Annotated in this window: 16 protein-coding genes; all 16 read right to left on the minus strand. The window is 38.0% G+C overall.

Annotated elements, in window-relative coordinates; translation table 11 throughout:
- Positions 1-62: 62 nt before the first annotated feature.
- Positions 63-1,358, minus strand: coding sequence for a GHKL domain-containing protein (locus H7U04_RS04740; protein WP_073686176.1), 1,296 nt, complete (start codon positions 1,356-1,358; stop codon positions 63-65).
- Positions 1,355-2,083: a LytR/AlgR family response regulator transcription factor gene (locus H7U04_RS04745; protein WP_073686177.1), complete on the minus strand. Its 729-nt coding sequence runs from the start codon at positions 2,081-2,083 to the stop codon at positions 1,355-1,357. Before H7U04_RS04745 ends, H7U04_RS04740 begins: the two co-directional genes overlap by 4 nt.
- Before the next feature lie 37 nt (positions 2,084-2,120).
- Positions 2,121-2,873 carry a hypothetical protein gene (locus H7U04_RS04750; protein ID WP_073686194.1) on the minus strand — a complete coding sequence of 251 codons (753 nt, stop codon included), beginning with the start codon at positions 2,871-2,873 and terminating at the stop codon, positions 2,121-2,123.
- Between the two features lie 4 nt (positions 2,874-2,877).
- The gene (locus H7U04_RS04755; RefSeq protein ID WP_073686178.1) at positions 2,878-3,744 is read right to left on the minus strand and encodes an ABC transporter ATP-binding protein; all 867 of its coding nucleotides are present in this window, start codon (positions 3,742-3,744) and stop codon (positions 2,878-2,880) included.
- 560 nt (positions 3,745-4,304) lie between these two features.
- Complete coding sequence (locus tag H7U04_RS04760) at positions 4,305-5,648, minus strand: DEAD/DEAH box helicase (RefSeq protein ID WP_014634998.1); 1,344 nt, start codon at positions 5,646-5,648, stop codon at positions 4,305-4,307.
- Between the two features lie 73 nt (positions 5,649-5,721).
- Entirely contained in the window at positions 5,722-6,744 is a 1,023-nt protein-coding gene (gene mraY / locus H7U04_RS04765) for a phospho-N-acetylmuramoyl-pentapeptide-transferase (RefSeq protein WP_002891748.1), read from the minus strand.
- 1 nt (position 6,745) lies between these two features.
- Positions 6,746-9,013, minus strand: a complete 2,268-nt coding sequence (pbp2X, locus tag H7U04_RS04770) for a penicillin-binding protein PBP2X (protein WP_110981240.1) — start codon at positions 9,011-9,013, stop codon at positions 6,746-6,748.
- Between the two features lie 3 nt (positions 9,014-9,016).
- Positions 9,017-9,337: a cell division protein FtsL gene (ftsL, locus tag H7U04_RS04775; RefSeq protein WP_002891750.1), complete on the minus strand. Its 321-nt coding sequence runs from the start codon at positions 9,335-9,337 to the stop codon at positions 9,017-9,019.
- Between the two features lie 2 nt (positions 9,338-9,339).
- Positions 9,340-10,290, minus strand: a complete 951-nt coding sequence (gene rsmH, locus H7U04_RS04780) for a 16S rRNA (cytosine(1402)-N(4))-methyltransferase RsmH (protein WP_201059359.1) — start codon at positions 10,288-10,290, stop codon at positions 9,340-9,342.
- A gap of 113 nt (positions 10,291-10,403) precedes the next feature.
- Positions 10,404-11,432 carry a DUF6287 domain-containing protein gene (locus tag H7U04_RS04785; RefSeq protein WP_110981238.1) on the minus strand — a complete coding sequence of 343 codons (1,029 nt, stop codon included), beginning with the start codon at positions 11,430-11,432 and terminating at the stop codon, positions 10,404-10,406.
- A gap of 30 nt (positions 11,433-11,462) precedes the next feature.
- Positions 11,463-11,918: a Wzz/FepE/Etk N-terminal domain-containing protein gene (locus H7U04_RS04790; RefSeq protein WP_107372348.1), complete on the minus strand. Its 456-nt coding sequence runs from the start codon at positions 11,916-11,918 to the stop codon at positions 11,463-11,465.
- Between the two features lie 140 nt (positions 11,919-12,058).
- Positions 12,059-12,457, minus strand: a complete 399-nt coding sequence (locus H7U04_RS04795; protein WP_107372349.1) for a DUF805 domain-containing protein — start codon at positions 12,455-12,457, stop codon at positions 12,059-12,061.
- A gap of 87 nt (positions 12,458-12,544) precedes the next feature.
- Complete coding sequence (locus tag H7U04_RS04800; protein WP_110981237.1) at positions 12,545-12,943, minus strand: DUF805 domain-containing protein; 399 nt, start codon at positions 12,941-12,943, stop codon at positions 12,545-12,547.
- 99 nt (positions 12,944-13,042) lie between these two features.
- Complete coding sequence (locus H7U04_RS04805; RefSeq protein WP_110981236.1) at positions 13,043-13,441, minus strand: DUF805 domain-containing protein; 399 nt, start codon at positions 13,439-13,441, stop codon at positions 13,043-13,045.
- Positions 13,442-13,537: 96 nt separating this feature from the next.
- Positions 13,538-14,788: a glutamate-5-semialdehyde dehydrogenase gene (locus H7U04_RS04810; RefSeq protein ID WP_110981235.1), complete on the minus strand. Its 1,251-nt coding sequence runs from the start codon at positions 14,786-14,788 to the stop codon at positions 13,538-13,540.
- Between the two features lies 1 nt (position 14,789).
- Entirely contained in the window at positions 14,790-15,593 is an 804-nt protein-coding gene (proB, locus tag H7U04_RS04815) for a glutamate 5-kinase (RefSeq protein ID WP_110981234.1), read from the minus strand.
- Positions 15,594-15,778 lie beyond the last annotated feature (185 nt).

Consider the following 15,778-nt stretch of genomic DNA (forward strand, 5'->3'; position numbering starts at 1 on the left):
CTCAAAAGCTATGATTGTATTATAGATAGAAAGCCAACAAAAAAGTAGTGACATTTATGTCACTACTGGATTTTTGAGAGTTGATTCAGCTTAGAACTTACAGGTTCTTTTACTTTTAAAGGAATAACAACTAGTACCACAAATTGATTTGACTGTATATTAATGTTCAGGTGTCCTTTCAGTTTCATGATTCTATCATAACTACTTTTTATTCCTAGACCACGTCTATTAGGTAATTTTATAGATTTCATTCCGTCATAATTGATATCTATTTCAGAAGTAAGTATAGGATTCGCCACTCTAAAGACTAATTTATTATTCTTAAAACGTAATACTATTTCGATTGGATTCGTTAATCCATTACGTTCAATCTCCTCTATTGCATTGTCGATAATATTTCCAAGAATAGCGCAAGAATCTATAGCAATCGAACTTATATCTAAATTATAGGGGATTTGTAAATCTAGATGAAACTGGACTCCATCTTTTTTCATTTTAGATATTTTTTGATTTAATATAGCGTCAATTGGTATACATCCTGTAATCTTGCGATTAAAAACCTCCTGTCCTAGTATCTCCTGAGTTATTGCTTTGATGTTTTCAAAATCATTACTATCTGCATAAAAATCTATTGAGGAAACAATATTTTTTAAATCATGTCTGAGAATTGCTAGTTCTTCTTCTTGTTGAATGATTTCACTGGTCATGCTATTTTCATCAAAAGCAATTTTGCCTTTGATAATATCAAAATTTTTTTCACTTAAATAATTGTAAAGCACAATTATAACAATGTTTATCAATAATAAATAACTATCAAATATCAAAACTCGACTTAAAGGTAGTGGAATCTTATATAACAGTAAAAAAATAGACAAAAATGGAGGCAACGATAAGAAACCGTATTCTATTTTGTTCAGCTCAAATAGATTATCTATTTTAAAGTGTTTTAATCCTAACACAAATAAAAGTGCTAACAACATCAAAAAGAATTGGGCGAAAAAGATTACGATTTCTTTAGTTTGTTGAACTTGATGTAATAGCAATATTGTTATATCTTCTTGAATCAAAAACCAAAAGATCAGGAATAAATAATGAAATACCTTTTTCATCACATCTCCCGATAAAAAGAGGAAAAGAATCAGGAAAGTTAATAGCAAAGATAAGATTTTAAAATCTAACAATGTATTATGATTTATTGTTATTGATGTGTGGCCAATAAAATAAACAAATAAGATCAAACAATAAAACTTGCTTTTGGAAATTCTGATCACAAAAAAGTGTTGTAAATAAAACCAAACAACAAAGCTTTGGAATAAAAAAAGAGAGAGCAGTCCCACTGATTTATATACATCAATCATAAACCGAAACTCCTCTCAATAAAATGGCTGTATGCTGTTCTCACGGCTTTCTTCCGACTTCTACTAATAGCGATACAATTGCCATTTATCATAGTTACATCATTCCGATTAAATGAAGCTATATGGTTTAAATTAATCATTGTTCCACTATTAACCCTAACAAAATGAGTTGGAGGTAATTCTTTTTCAATTGCTGATATCCTCCCATAAAATGATGTATCACTACCGCTAACTAATTCAAGGTGAATTTTTCTACCAAACTCAGAATATAAACACACAATATTATCTAAACTTATTTGGAAATGTTCCATACCTATCTGATAAAATAAAAATTTCTGTTTTGCAGTTAATTCTACCAGAACATCTCTGAGAACCTCTCTTAATTTTTCAATAGATACAGGTTTTATTAGATAACGAAATGGAGAGACTTCAAAGCTTTCTAAAGCATATTGCTCATAGCTTGTGACATAAATGAGTATAAAGTTTTTATCAATATTTCTCAATAACTTAGCAGTCTCTATACCATTTAGACCCGCCATTTCAATATCCAAAAATATCAAGTGATAGTTGTCAGTCTGTCCACTCATGGTGTTTACCAGACGGTCTCCTTTGTAATAGCCATCAATTTCATATTGGACATTGATTTCATCAAAGTATTTTGAAATATGAGTTTCTAAATTACTCACTTGTAAGCTATCATCATCACAAATTGCTACTTTATACATCTGTCTCTATAAATTCCTTTTTCTAATATTATATCATTCAAAACGCCTTACTTTCAAACCCTTTCATGGTAGCAATCAATAACAGTATACAAAGCAAAAAATAACTTAGTAAATGAATTAGAGATAATCCAATTGTAAAGTGATAATTAGGCACAACAAAAAAATATCCAGGAATAAATTTAGAAATCATAGTAATATTTGATAGAAGTTGACATAAAAAGTAAACACCTAGACTTGCAAACGAAGCCATTATTGCCGAAATATTTAGTGATAGATAAAAAGCAATGCTAGCAAGCAAAATAATAAATCCTAAATTCACTAAACTAACTACTATTGATTGTACATTTGTAGCATGTAGCTCCCAAAATCGTGTATAACCGAACTCAGTATGAGATATAAAGCAAATATAAGTGACTAACGACGTCAAGCAATTTAAGATATATAAAAATAATATTGATAGGATAACAACAATATACTTAGAGACTATCAATATTTTCTTACTAGTGACTCTATTTACCTCTAATAAGATTTGTCCTCCTTGAATCTCTCCTCCTAAAATAAAGGAAGAAGTATATAAAATTAATAATAACGGGATAGTTAATATTAATAAAAATGTCCACATCGTGGTGATAAAGGTAACTAAATCTAATTTAGCCCCTATTTTTACAAAGTCACAATGTAAAAAGGCACCAAAACCATAAATCAAAGACCACAATGATAGTATAGCTAATATAATAAAATTTTTCCGTTTCAATAATTTATATAGTTCTGCTAAAACGATTGATTGCATTTTTTCACCCCCTAAATAATTCTTCAATAGAGTCATTCATCGTGATGTCCTTTATCTCACAATTATATTTATAAATGAGCTTCAGAATCGAATTCAATAACATCATATCATGTGGTAAGATTATCTGACCTTCTTTTAGGGTAACTAATTTACTAAGACTTTGTTCCAACTCCGGCACTGCATATTCTAAAGTAATAATTATTTTATTTTTTCCTAGTTTAGTATGTGTTTCAATACTCTTTTCATTTATAAATAGGAAATAATCACAAATCTCTTCAATTTCATGTAACTGATGTGATGAGATTAATATTGTAACCTTTTCTTCACGGCGTAACTTCACAATATAGTCTAAAAGAACTCTAACTCCTGTGGGATCTAAACCCACAAATGGTTCATCTAGAATCAGAAACTCAGGATCATCTAACAAGGCCAATGCTAAACCCAATCTCTGCTTCATGCCAAATGAGTAAGATTTTACTAGTTTTTTACTATTATCTAAACCCACAAATTTTAACAACTTATTAATTCGTTTATCTAGTTCACTTTTATCAATTGATGAAGAATACATCGAGAATAATTTCAAATTATCATATGCAGAAAAATCTTCAAATAATTTACAATCTAGGAGAAAACCAATTTTATTTAAACTATTTCTTTTAGTAGTATATTCTGAATCCCCTTCAAATTGAATTTCCCCTTTTGTGAGTGGAGTAAGTCCTAAGATCATCTTCATTAAAGTAGTCTTTCCACAACCATTCTTCCCAATTAAGCCAACAATGTCACCTCTATGAATTTCGAAATTGAGATCGGTTAATACCTCTTGTTTTCCAAATGATTTATTCAAATGACAGGCTCGTAATATTGTATTCATGGTGATTACCTCCATCAGTTGCAGTATATATTAAAAAATCATTGGAATTATCACAAGTTTCAAGTAATAATTCATACTTGTCTTTTGCAACAATTTTCCCTTTTTCCATAAACATTATAGAATCTAATCTTTTTAAAAATGGCTTTAATTAAGCTATTTAAAATGTGTCAACTTTTATTAATAAGGCATTCTATATGTTTTTAGTTTAGCTTAAATTATCAAAATCAACTTTCTTTTGTATCATTTTGTTGTTTTTTTTGTAGTAAATAGTAAAAAACTATTTATTCATCACATTTTCAGTTCTTAAGACAGCCAATTATTTTGCGAGTGTAGTGAGCATATACTGAGACTTGTCGCCGTGATAATGACGCCTAAAACTTTGTAGTCATAAGCGTTGGGAAGTTTTGAGACCTTAGGCTCAAAAGAAAAATTTATCTTCAAACTAAATAAGGTCTTTTGACTTTCCAAAAAGTTTGATAATAATCAAAAAAGCTGAAACACTTTGGTTTCAACCTCTTGAATTTTTAAATTAATATTTGCTTTCACCTAGAAGCCAATGCTTAGAAACTTTGCTTCTTAGCTTTACGCTCAGCACGTCCCTTAGCTCGGTTAGCCGCACGACGTTCACGTTTGCGTTTCTCGTCAACCTTCCACTGAATTTTCTTCTTATAGCCAGGTTTAATCTTTTTCTTTTTCTTCTTAACCAAACCGATCATTTCCGTATCAAGTTTTTGATAGGCTTTTTCACGATTGGCACGACGGTCACGGTCATAGGTATCTTGAAACTCACCGTCCTTATAGACTTTAGGGTCAAAGGTAATCCCCATCTTTTCAAGCTCACGAATATCTGAGTCGTCGCTTGGTTGATAGAGGGTGATGGCTGTTCCTGACAAACCATTACGTCCTGTACGTCCTACACGGTGAACAAAGAAGGACAAATCTTGAGGGATGGCATCATTGATAACATGGCTAACCCCTTCAATATCAATTCCACGCGCTGCAAGGTCAGTCGCTACAATGTACTCAAAATCAAGCTTCTTGACTTGATTCATGATACGCTTACGTTCACGTGGTGGAATACCTCCATGAATTTTGGCAACCTTAAGACCATTTGACACTAGGTAACTGTGCAAATCGTCAGCACGTTCCTTGGTATTAACGAAAATCATTGCTAGATAAGGCTGCATCCCCTTAAGCATCTCAAGAATCTGTTCATTCTTGTTGCGACCCTTGGTAGATACCAACCAGTTATCAATGGTATCCGCAATAACTGTTGAAGTTTTAATTTGTTCCATGACTGGATTGGTCAAATACTTCTTCAAGAATGGTTGCAATTTTTGAGGAATGGTTGCTGAGAAGACCAAAATTTGAACTTCCTTAGGCAGACTTGCCGCAATCTTGTCTACAGTATCCAAGAATCCCATATCCATGGTCATATCAGCTTCGTCAACAACAAAGGTATGGGCCTTGTGGATAGCCAAGTCCCCAGACTTAACTAGGTCATAAATACGACCTGGTGTCCCGATAACAATATGAGGTTGTGCTACCTTGAGTTTCTCAATCTGACGTTGCTTGTCTGTACCACCCACATAGTTGACCACACGAATTTCAGTCTCAGAGTGTTTGGCAATTTGTTTTGTCGCTTGGTAAATTTGTGTCGCCAATTCACGTGATGGTGCTGTAATAACAACCTGAACATCACCACTCTTTGGATTTAGTTTCTCAAAAATTGGCAAGAGGAAGGTATGTGTCTTCCCTGAACCCGTCTTTGATTCACCAACCAAATCACGACCTGAACGGACTACAGGAATCAATTTCTGTTGAACAGGTGTTGGCTCTTTAAACTTAATCTCGTCAAGAGCCTCCTGAATAAATGTTTTAAAATTAAAATCTTTAAATGACATGCTTAGTTACTTCTTTTCTATCTAGTCTATCCCTATCATTATAACAGAAAAAGAGCATTTCTGCTCTTTTCATTTATTTCATAACGTTTCCAAGAACCATCCAAAGGGTAATGGCACTTGCAAGTGCTCCAACTGTCCAAAGGAAAGCATCAACCTTCCACTCTGACCATTTGTCACCCTTACCTGAAAGACCACCCAACTCGAGGTGATGGTGGAATGGTGTCATACGGAAAATACGACGACCTTCACCATACTTACGCTTAGTGTATTTGAAATAGCTGACCTGTAGCATGACAGAAGCTGTCTCAAAGACATAAACCACACCAATCAAGAGTAGGGTCCACTCTACACGTAGGGCAATAGAGATAACCGCAAGCATAGCTCCAAGTGACAAGGAACCGACATCTCCCATAAAGACCTTGGCTGGCTTGTGGTTAAAGACGAAGAAGCCAAGAAGTGCCCCAATCATAGTGATAATGATAGTCAAGATAGCGAACTCACCCTTGACAAAAGCGATAATTCCATAGGCAATCAAGCTGATAACCACAGAGATAGAAGCTAAACCATCAATACCGTCTGTCAAGTTCACAGCATTTGAGAAACCGACAATCCAGAATAGGACAAAGAGAACATAAAAGACACCGAGATGAATGGTTAATCCACCAATAGCTAGGCTATCTGTCCCACTAGGGAGTACGTGGATAAAGTAGAAAAGCAAACCCGCAATAATCTGCAAGGCCATCTTTTGCCAAGGTTTAAGTCCCTCATTGATTTGACGGAAAATCTTAAGGAAATCATCAAGGAAGCCGATGATTCCATAAATCAAAATTACAAAGAGAATCCCTACTGTAGCACCATAGGCTTGGTGGCCCTCGCTAAAGACGTGGAAGTTAAAAATCAAGCTAACCAAGATGGCAACCACTAGGAAGACTGTCCCTCCCATAGTTGGTGTTCCAGCCTTAGCCAAATGCTGCTTCACATCTTCATGCATTTGTTGGCCACCGATTTTCTTGATTTTGTAGTAAGTAATAAAGTGAGGCATGGCGAGCACCGTCAACACAAAGGCGGCCACACCTGCTATCAGACTCATAGTCATCTTAGTCTCCTAAAGTAATGGTAATCTTCTTGGTTTTAGACAGGGCTTTTCCTGCCGCAACACTTTGTTTGGTAACAGTCCCTGACTTGCCACCCTTATAAGTAACTTTAATGCCTTTCCATTTGGCAAAGGTTTCAACGTTCTTCTTGGTCCAACCATACATGTCTGGAAGTTCTGTGAAATCATTGGTCATGATAAGAATCTGTTCATTAGCCTTGATATTGGCTTTGGCATCTACAGAAACCTTCTCAATCTTATCACCAACACCCAGAACAATCGGATGAATCAAGTTTTGACGAAGGGTGTTAGCTGTCTCGCCCGGACTCTTACCGATAATATCGCCGGTTTGATAGCTCGTTTCCTCGGTCTTTTCACTACCTTCAGACACAGAAGTATCTAGGGTGTCTCCCATAGACATGGCTTCTTCCAAAACCGGGTTAACCACAGTTGCATAAAAATTATTATCCCAAGTCTTAGGCTCCTGTACAGTCACATACATGATATATTCTGGATTATCTGTAGGTACCATGGCTACAACTGAATTGAGGGTTTCATTGGAACCAACTTTGTAGGTCCCAGTCTTCTCATCAGCAACCTGAGCCGTTCCAGACTTAACTGAAACATCATAATTGCCAACTTGGATAATAGGTGACCCTTCAGATTTATTGTAAAGGGTACCGAACTCTGGATCTGTACCAACGGAAATCATATAGTTACGCGTTTCAGAGGCAGCCTGCTTAGAAACTGGCTTACCGATAACTTCCTTCTTCGCTGTACGAACTGTGCCTTGGTTAGTATCGGCAACTTGTTTGATAAATTGAGGTTCTAGCATTATACCATTGTTTGAAATAGCGGTAAAGGCTCGAAGCATCTGCACCTGAGTCACCGAAATCCCTTGTCCGAAGGACGATTGAGCTATATTAACAGAGTTTCGAGAGACAACCCCTGAAGATTCACCGACCATCCCAAAACGGGTTGGAAGACCAAATTTGTAAAGAGATAAGTAGCTAGACCAAACCTTGTCTCCCATCTCTTGTTCCAGCATGGTCATACCAACGTTACTTGAATAAGAGAAGCCTTGGGCAAATGACATGGTACGACCTGTTGAGATACCTTCATTGATTGACCAGTCATTAATTTCAACGTCGTCAACCTTAATACCATTAGCATTACTATAGGTCGTATTCGGGTTAAAGCTTCCATTGTTAATAGCAGCTGACAAGAGCATGACCTTCATGGTTGATCCAGGCTCATACTGAGCTTCGTAAAGACGGTTAACCCAATCATAGTTTTTCTTAGCCTGTCCCTCAAGAGTATCAGAATTATAGGTCGGACGTTGTGTCGTTGCAAGAATCTCACCTGTCTTAGCATTAACAACTGTCGCTGAAGCATTGACACCTTGCGTCTGCTCCATAAAGGTATCCATCTGCGTTTCTAAGAAGGTTTGGAGAGGCGCTGACAAGGTTGTATAGATGTTCTTACCATCGATAGCTTCCTTGGTAATGGTTTCCGTACCTAGAAGCGTATTACCGTTTTTATCCTTTTCATAGATGGCCTCTCCATCTGTTCCAGTCAAGAGGCTATTGAGCGAGCGCTCCAAACCAGTTTGACCAATTAAAGAATATGAGCCGTCTTTTTTATTTTCAACAGCTTCGGCACGACCAAGAAACTCTGACGCGAAGGTTCCATTAGGGTACATTCGTGACGTTGTTGCTTCAAAGGCCATCCCCTTAATTCCCGCATCTTTAAAGGCTTTTTCTAGTTCTTCTTTAACAGAGTAGGTAATTCCCTTCCCCTTTAGCCCAAAGGAAACCTGGTAGGCACCCTTAGTACGCAATTGGGCCAAGGAATCACTCTTTTCAATTCCTAGCTTATCCTTTAAAATATCAGCAACCTTGTCAAACTGACTATCTTGGACATAGAGTTTTTCTTGAGTCGCTGACACATAACTGGTCGACACGATAGCGTAAATGGCATAACTGGTTGAATCCTCAGCCAAAACATTTCCATTTCGGTCGTAAATCGTCCCACGCTTGGCAGCCACCGTGGTCTTAGTGTTATAAGATTTAGCAGCCTGGGTAGACAAATCGACACCAAACTTACTGTCTGTCCCGATAATCACCACAAAGTTGATAATAAAGACGAAAAAGATAAAGATGCTGAGAACCATAAGGTTCTGACCAACGTGCTGTCGATTCTGGGCTGGCTTTCGCCTATCCCTAACGACATAGTTTAGAAATAAATGTTTAAGTTTTCTTAATCTGTTCATTGGTTACTTCACACTCTTAATACTATCGTTATTAATAGACAGGCCTGCCTTATTAGCAATCTCTTTAATACGGTCAGAGTTTGTCAACTCATTAACCGCCTGCTTTGCATTATTAAGCTCTGTTTTTTCATCACTAATCTTGCTATTAAGGTCTGTGATTTGTTGCTTGATAGCCTGATTACGCCCTTGTAAAAATACAACTGCAATACTCATCACAATAGCTGTCAAAACAATTGCCGAATAGAAGGCCTTTTCCATACGCGTCATAAAACGAATATGGTTTCTAATGGCTCTATTGACAATCTGATGTTCCTTATTTTCCATAATTATTTCCTGATTTTTTTAGCCACACGCAATTTAGCAGAATGCGAGCGGTTATTAGCTTCTAATTCTTCCTGACTAGGTAGGATTGGCTTACGATTAACTAAGGCTACCTTAGGTTGGAGGTCTTCAGGAATAAAGGGTAGACCTTTAGGCACATCTACCGTACTAGCTTCCTTGAAAAGCTGTTTAGTCAATCGATCCTCCAAAGAGTGGAAGGTAATGACCGAAATACGACCATCCACAGCAAGTAAATCCAAGGCCTCTTGAATAGACTCATCCGCAGCACCAAGCTCATCGTTCACTTCGATGCGAATAGCTTGGAAAATTTGCTTGGCCGGATGGCCCTTCTTCTTCAATTCCTTAGCAGGCTTAGCTGATTTAATGATTTCCGCCAGTTCCGTCGTGGTCTCAATTGGTTTAACCTGACGAGCATGTTCAATCTTACGTGCAATTTGTTTAGAGAACTTGTCCTCACCATACTTGAAGAAAATGCGCACCAAATCGTTGTAAGGATAGGTATTGACCACATCATAAGCGGTCAGACTCTCCTCCTCATTCATACGCATATCTAGCTTGGCATCCTGTTTATAGGAGAAGCCACGCTCACGCTCATCCAACTGTGGGCTAGAGACACCCAAGTCATAGAGAATGCCATCAATTTCAGACACCCCCAAGGCTTCAAGGTTGGACTTGAGATTACGGAAATTATCCTTGATGAAAGTCACCATACCCTTATCAATATAGTCCTTGAGACGCACTTGAGCATTATCAATAGCCTTTTGGTCCTGATCAAAGCAGTACAAATGACCCTTTTCAGATAATTGCGACAAAAGATAAGACGAATGTCCTGCGCCACCCAAGGTCGCATCAACATAGATGCCATTGGGCTTGATATCAAGCATATCAACAGTTTCGTGTAATAGAACGGTTACATGGTGAAATTCATTAGTCATAACTTTTATTATAGCACAAGAATAGAGAAATTGTCTCGTTCTGTAAGTTGACAGGATAGTAAAAGAGCCAGACCCGAGGCCTAACTCTTTAGTTACTATATCATCTGATAAGATTAATCCACTCTGTAAAAATAGCTTTCCTCAGATGGCACTCCATTCGTCGCTAGAATACGGTCCTTACTGTTATCCCCCGCATCACTTGCATCACTAACTCCCTTAGGACAAAGCTGAATTGGAGTATTCCCAACTGGACTAGAATCAACATAAGTTAAGCTATAGATACCTGACACATATTGATTGGATGAGACTTTGTCAATAGGGTAAGTATAGCCCCAGAGATTCAACTGTCCATCCGAAGTAATAGTAATGGTCTTTCCATTTGAAGACTTCCATGTTCCTACGGCTGACTTATAGTTACCATTTTTCAATTCATCAGCGTTAAGTGAGGTTGAGCTTGTTTTATCTTCCGACGATGTTTTAGAACTACTATTAGTAGAGGCACTACTCAGATCCTTCCAACCCCAATTAGAAAGATCAACCTTGTCTGCACCCGAATCACTGTCATCTTTTACAAGAGACTGACCATCACTACTAAAGCGGTAGCCAGAGCCTCCACCAGCCATAGCACCAGCACTACCATAGTAGCTAAAGGTGTTATCCATGAGGTAGGCCAATGTCATACGCTCACCCAACATGCCCAGTTGTGGACCTTCTGTCAGACGAATCACCTGACCACTATCCTTAGAGATAGTGTAAATATCCGTAATCACATGTTCTTTAAAGAGTTTACCTGGCTTAAAAGCAAGAATCAACTCATCAACACCATTACCATCCAAATCACGATAAGTATAGACCGTTGAGGCAGGACTTGTTTGAGAATTAGCATAGGTCACCACCAAAGGATTAATTGAAGCGTCAGTTTGATTGTCAGCTACAGCCGTTTGGTACTTGCTGATGATGCTATCATAGGAAGAAATATCTACTTTCTCCTCCTGACTTGAACTTTCACTGCTACTTGATTGTGACTGCTCTACTGATGAAGATGAAGTCGACGCTGTTAAGCCATTCTGCAGGTTTGAACAAGCTGTCAAGAGGACTAAACTAGACAAAGCCGTCACTAACACTAAAACTTTACTTTTCATTTTTAGTCTAACTTTCCTTCTCTTTGACTCTTATTCTGCTGTTCCAGAGCTAACATCTGCGCTGTAGGCAGGGGCTGTATAGCTTGAAACCTCACTATGTGACTCGGTATAAGTTGTTGGTGGCACATAGTTATACTGAGGAGCTTGATAAGTCTCTTGTGCTGAAGAAGGCGTTGGTGCCGATGCTACCGCAGGAGTTGAGCTTGCTTCTGTCTGACTAGCTGCTTCTACCGTTGAGCTTGATGACGACGATTCGCTTGAAGACTCACTTGAAGTTGAAGAAGATGACGACGAACTTGAGCTCGATGACTTGGATGAAGCCTTGGGTTTGCTTGATGATGATTGCTTAGTCCCCACCTTAACTTGGACCTTAGCATGATTCTGCGCAGGCTGCAAAAAGACAATAGCCAATGCCAAAAGAATAGCCGGTAGGGTAAATGCCAAAATAAGGTAACGTTTTTCTTTTAAATGACGAAGTAGTTTCATAGAATATTCACATTTCTTAAATATATTTTAGTATTGATTAGTCTCAGATAAGATTATATCAGAAATATTAAAATGTGCAACATTAACATAAAACTTTTTTGACATTAGAAAAACCAACTCAAAGAGTTGGCTGATTGTCATTATTGCTGTGGGTTATCGACGTTGTTGGATGGCACTTCTACTTTTGTTGGTTGACATAATAGAAAAATGAAGATAAAAATACCGACAAATGGGATTAAAGGAATAAAAATATACGGCCAATTATAGCCAGCATCACGTAAACGACGAACCGTTAGAGCAATACCAGGTAAAACCGCAGCAACACCATAGGCAAAAAAGATAAGTAGTAAAATAACACCAATAGTAAATAAATCGCTTGATCCTGTTTCAGATTCCATTCTTTCAAATACTGCTATGAGCAAATACCAAGTAAAGAAAATCAATAGATGTGCCGAATATGCAAACCAGTAATCTGAAGGTGTCGAACGTCCCGTAAAATCAACATAGCCCTTCCAAAATTTTTTGTAGGCTTCAATCATAATAAAATCCCCCTTTTTTATGATACTTCCAGTATAACAAGTGACAAATCAACTAAAAAACAGCCTAGCGAGGCTGTTAAGTCATTATTATTGTTGTGGGTTATTGAAGTTGTTGAATGGATACTCAACCTTAGTTGGTTGACAGAACAAGATTAAAAGTACAATTCCACCTATTCCCAAACCAAGGTGTAAGAAGATATAAGCCCAATGATAGCCTGCATCTCGCAAACGACGTACTTGAATTGCAAGAGATGGTAAGATTGTAGCAAAAGCATATAAAATTATTAAAATCAAAAAGATGTAAGCAATAATATTAGGTAAACTACCTGGCTGATTTCTCCCTGCCACCGCAAAAATAATTGCCGCAATATATAAAGCCATTATCAGCAGAAAATTAGCCAAAACAACAAACCAATAATCTGAACGTGTTGAACGTCCCTCAAAATCTACATAGCCCTTCCAGAACTTCTTATAAGCTTCAATCATAATAAAATCTCCTCATTTTTTGATACTTCTACTATACCAAAAGACCTATCGTATGACAAATTGACCTAAGGAACAACCTATAAGTCTGATAAACACTTTTTATTGCTGTGGGTTATTGAAGTTGTTAAATGGCACTTCTACTTTTGTTGGTTGGCAGTACAAAACCAAGAGTATAATCCCACCTATTCCTAAGGCGAAACGTAAGAAAATAAATGCCCAGTGATAGCCAGCATCACGCAAACGGCGTACTTGAATTGAAATAAATGGTAATATAACGGCAAGACAATATACAAACATAGCCAATATCATTACCGTTGCAATAGTACCTAGTGCGCCGTCCATACTACCACCATTGGCACCTATAAATATGGATGTTATAATCCCAAAAGCCCAAAGAACTAAAATATTTGCTAATACTGCAAACCAATAATCTGAACGGCTTGAACGTCCCGTGAAATCGACATAGCCCTTCCAAAATTTTTTGTAGGCTTCAATCATAATAAAATCCCCTTTTTTTATGATACTACCAGTATACCAGATGCTTCATACTCTAGCAAACTAACTTAAAAAAGCTCCTTCATGGAGCTTGATGGTTTATTCTCTGATTTGACCTTGGCCATTAATATAGAACTTGGTTGAGGTAAGGGCCTCAAGTCCCATTGGACCGCGGGCGTGCATTTTTTGGGTTGAGATTCCGATTTCAGCACCTAGTCCAAAGACGAAACCATCGGTGAAGCGGGTTGAGGCATTAACATAGACAGCTGCAGCGTCTACATCATCTTGGAATTGCTCCGCACGACTGATATCCTGAGTTACGATAGCCTCTGAATGCGATGTCGTGTAGGTATTAATCCAATCAATGGCCTCATCAAGGCTGTCTGCCACTTTAACAGACATAATATAATCAAGAAACTCTGTCGCAAAATCTTCTGGTGAAGCGGGTACGGATTTTTCCATAAGTTTCAAAGCCTTTTCATCCGCACGGAATTCAACAGCCTGAACTTTTGAAATAGCTTTTTCCAAATTAGGTAAGAAGTCTTCCGCAATATCAGCATGAACGACCAGCGATTCTGCAGCGTTACACACGCTTGGTCGTTGAGTCTTGGCATTGATGACAATCTGTGTCGCCATATCTAAGTTAGCATATTTATCCACATAAATATGACAGTTACCAACACCCGTTTCAATGACTGGAACTTTGGCTTTTTCTTTAACCGTTTGGATGAGACGAGCTCCACCACGAGGGATGAGCAAGTCTACATACTTAGTCGCCGCCATGAGTTCTTCTGCTACCTCATGAGAGGTATCTTCAACCAGCTGAACGGCATCTGCTGTGATACCCGCATTTTCCAAAGCCTTACGAGCTACTGTAACCAAGGCCTTGTTGGAATTGATGGCATCACGTCCTCCACGAAGAATAATGGCATTATTGGTTTTAAAGGCAAGGCTAAAGGCATCGATTGAGACATTGGGACGGCTCTCAAAAATCATAGCGATAACACCCATAGGAACACGCTTTTGAACAATTTTGAGACCATCCAGATTCGTATAGCCACGAACTACTTGACCGATTGGGTCCTGAAGATCTGCCACCTGACGGACACCCTCAGCAATCCCTGCGATACGGTCTTCCGTCAAGAGCAAGCGGTCTTGCATAATCTCTGAAATACCATTTTCCTTAGCATTGGCCATATCCTTAGCATTTTCAGTGATAATATAGGCACTCTCAGCTACTAGAGCTTTAGCTACCTGATTTAAAAGGTCGTTTTTAGCTGCTGTTGACAATTTAGCAATCTGACGACCTGCCACCTTGGCCTGTTGACCTAGTGTATCGATATATGTCATCTTAGTCCTCCTTTTTAAAGAGTGTACCAATCTTGGCTCCTTCTAGGACACGAAGGATGTCACGTGGATTTTCACCATTCATCAAAACCATTTGGCTTTGATTTTCAAAAACCATCTGAGCTGACTTAATCTTACTCATCATACCACCTGTACCAAATTTACTACCGGCACCACCAGCTGAGGCTATAATTTCCTCTGTAATCTCTGGGACATAGCTACGAAGGGTGGCATCCTCATAGACATTTGGGTTCTTATCGAAGAGCCCATCAATATCTGACAACATAATGAGTAGGTCAGCACCAACAATCTTAGCTACGATAGCTGACAAGCGGTCGTTGTCCCCAAACTTAGTCGCATGGTCCATTTCATCTACGCTGACAGCATCATTTTCATTAACAACTGGAACAACTCCAAGCTTGAAGAGGCTCTCGAAGGCATTGATGGCATTGGCCAGACTCTCAGGATACTCGACCACATCACGGGTCAAAAGAAGCTGAGATACCTTGGTTTGGTAATGTGAAAAGACCTGAGAATAGAGGCTCATCATGGCTACCTGCCCTACACTTGAGACGGCTTGTTGCTTACCAACTTCAGCCGGTCGCTTGTCTAGGTCTAAGACATTGAGCCCGAAGCCCATGGCACCAGAGGATACGAGGACAACCTCAATCCCTTTATTATGCAGGCTAGAAATGACAAAAGCTAATTGATCGATTTTTTCAAGATTAATTTTCCCTGATGGTAAAACCAGAGAGCTAGTCCCGATTTTGATAACCAGGCGTTTTACTGAGTCAAAATTTCGTTTCATGTTTATGATTATACACTAAATTCAGGTATTTTAACATATATAATGCATAAGTTTACATATTAAGGATTTTCAGTAAAAAAGAATCCCTCCAATCGGAGAGACTCTTTAAGGCTCTATAATTTCTGTAGTGGGTAAAACCACTGTAGAGATTATAGAGCTTTTTAAGTGTACACAAAAAGTCCCAT

Origin of the sequence: Streptococcus sp. 22.1 (assembly GCF_016648645.1) — a bacterium.
Lineage (GTDB): Bacteria > Bacillota > Bacilli > Lactobacillales > Streptococcaceae > Streptococcus.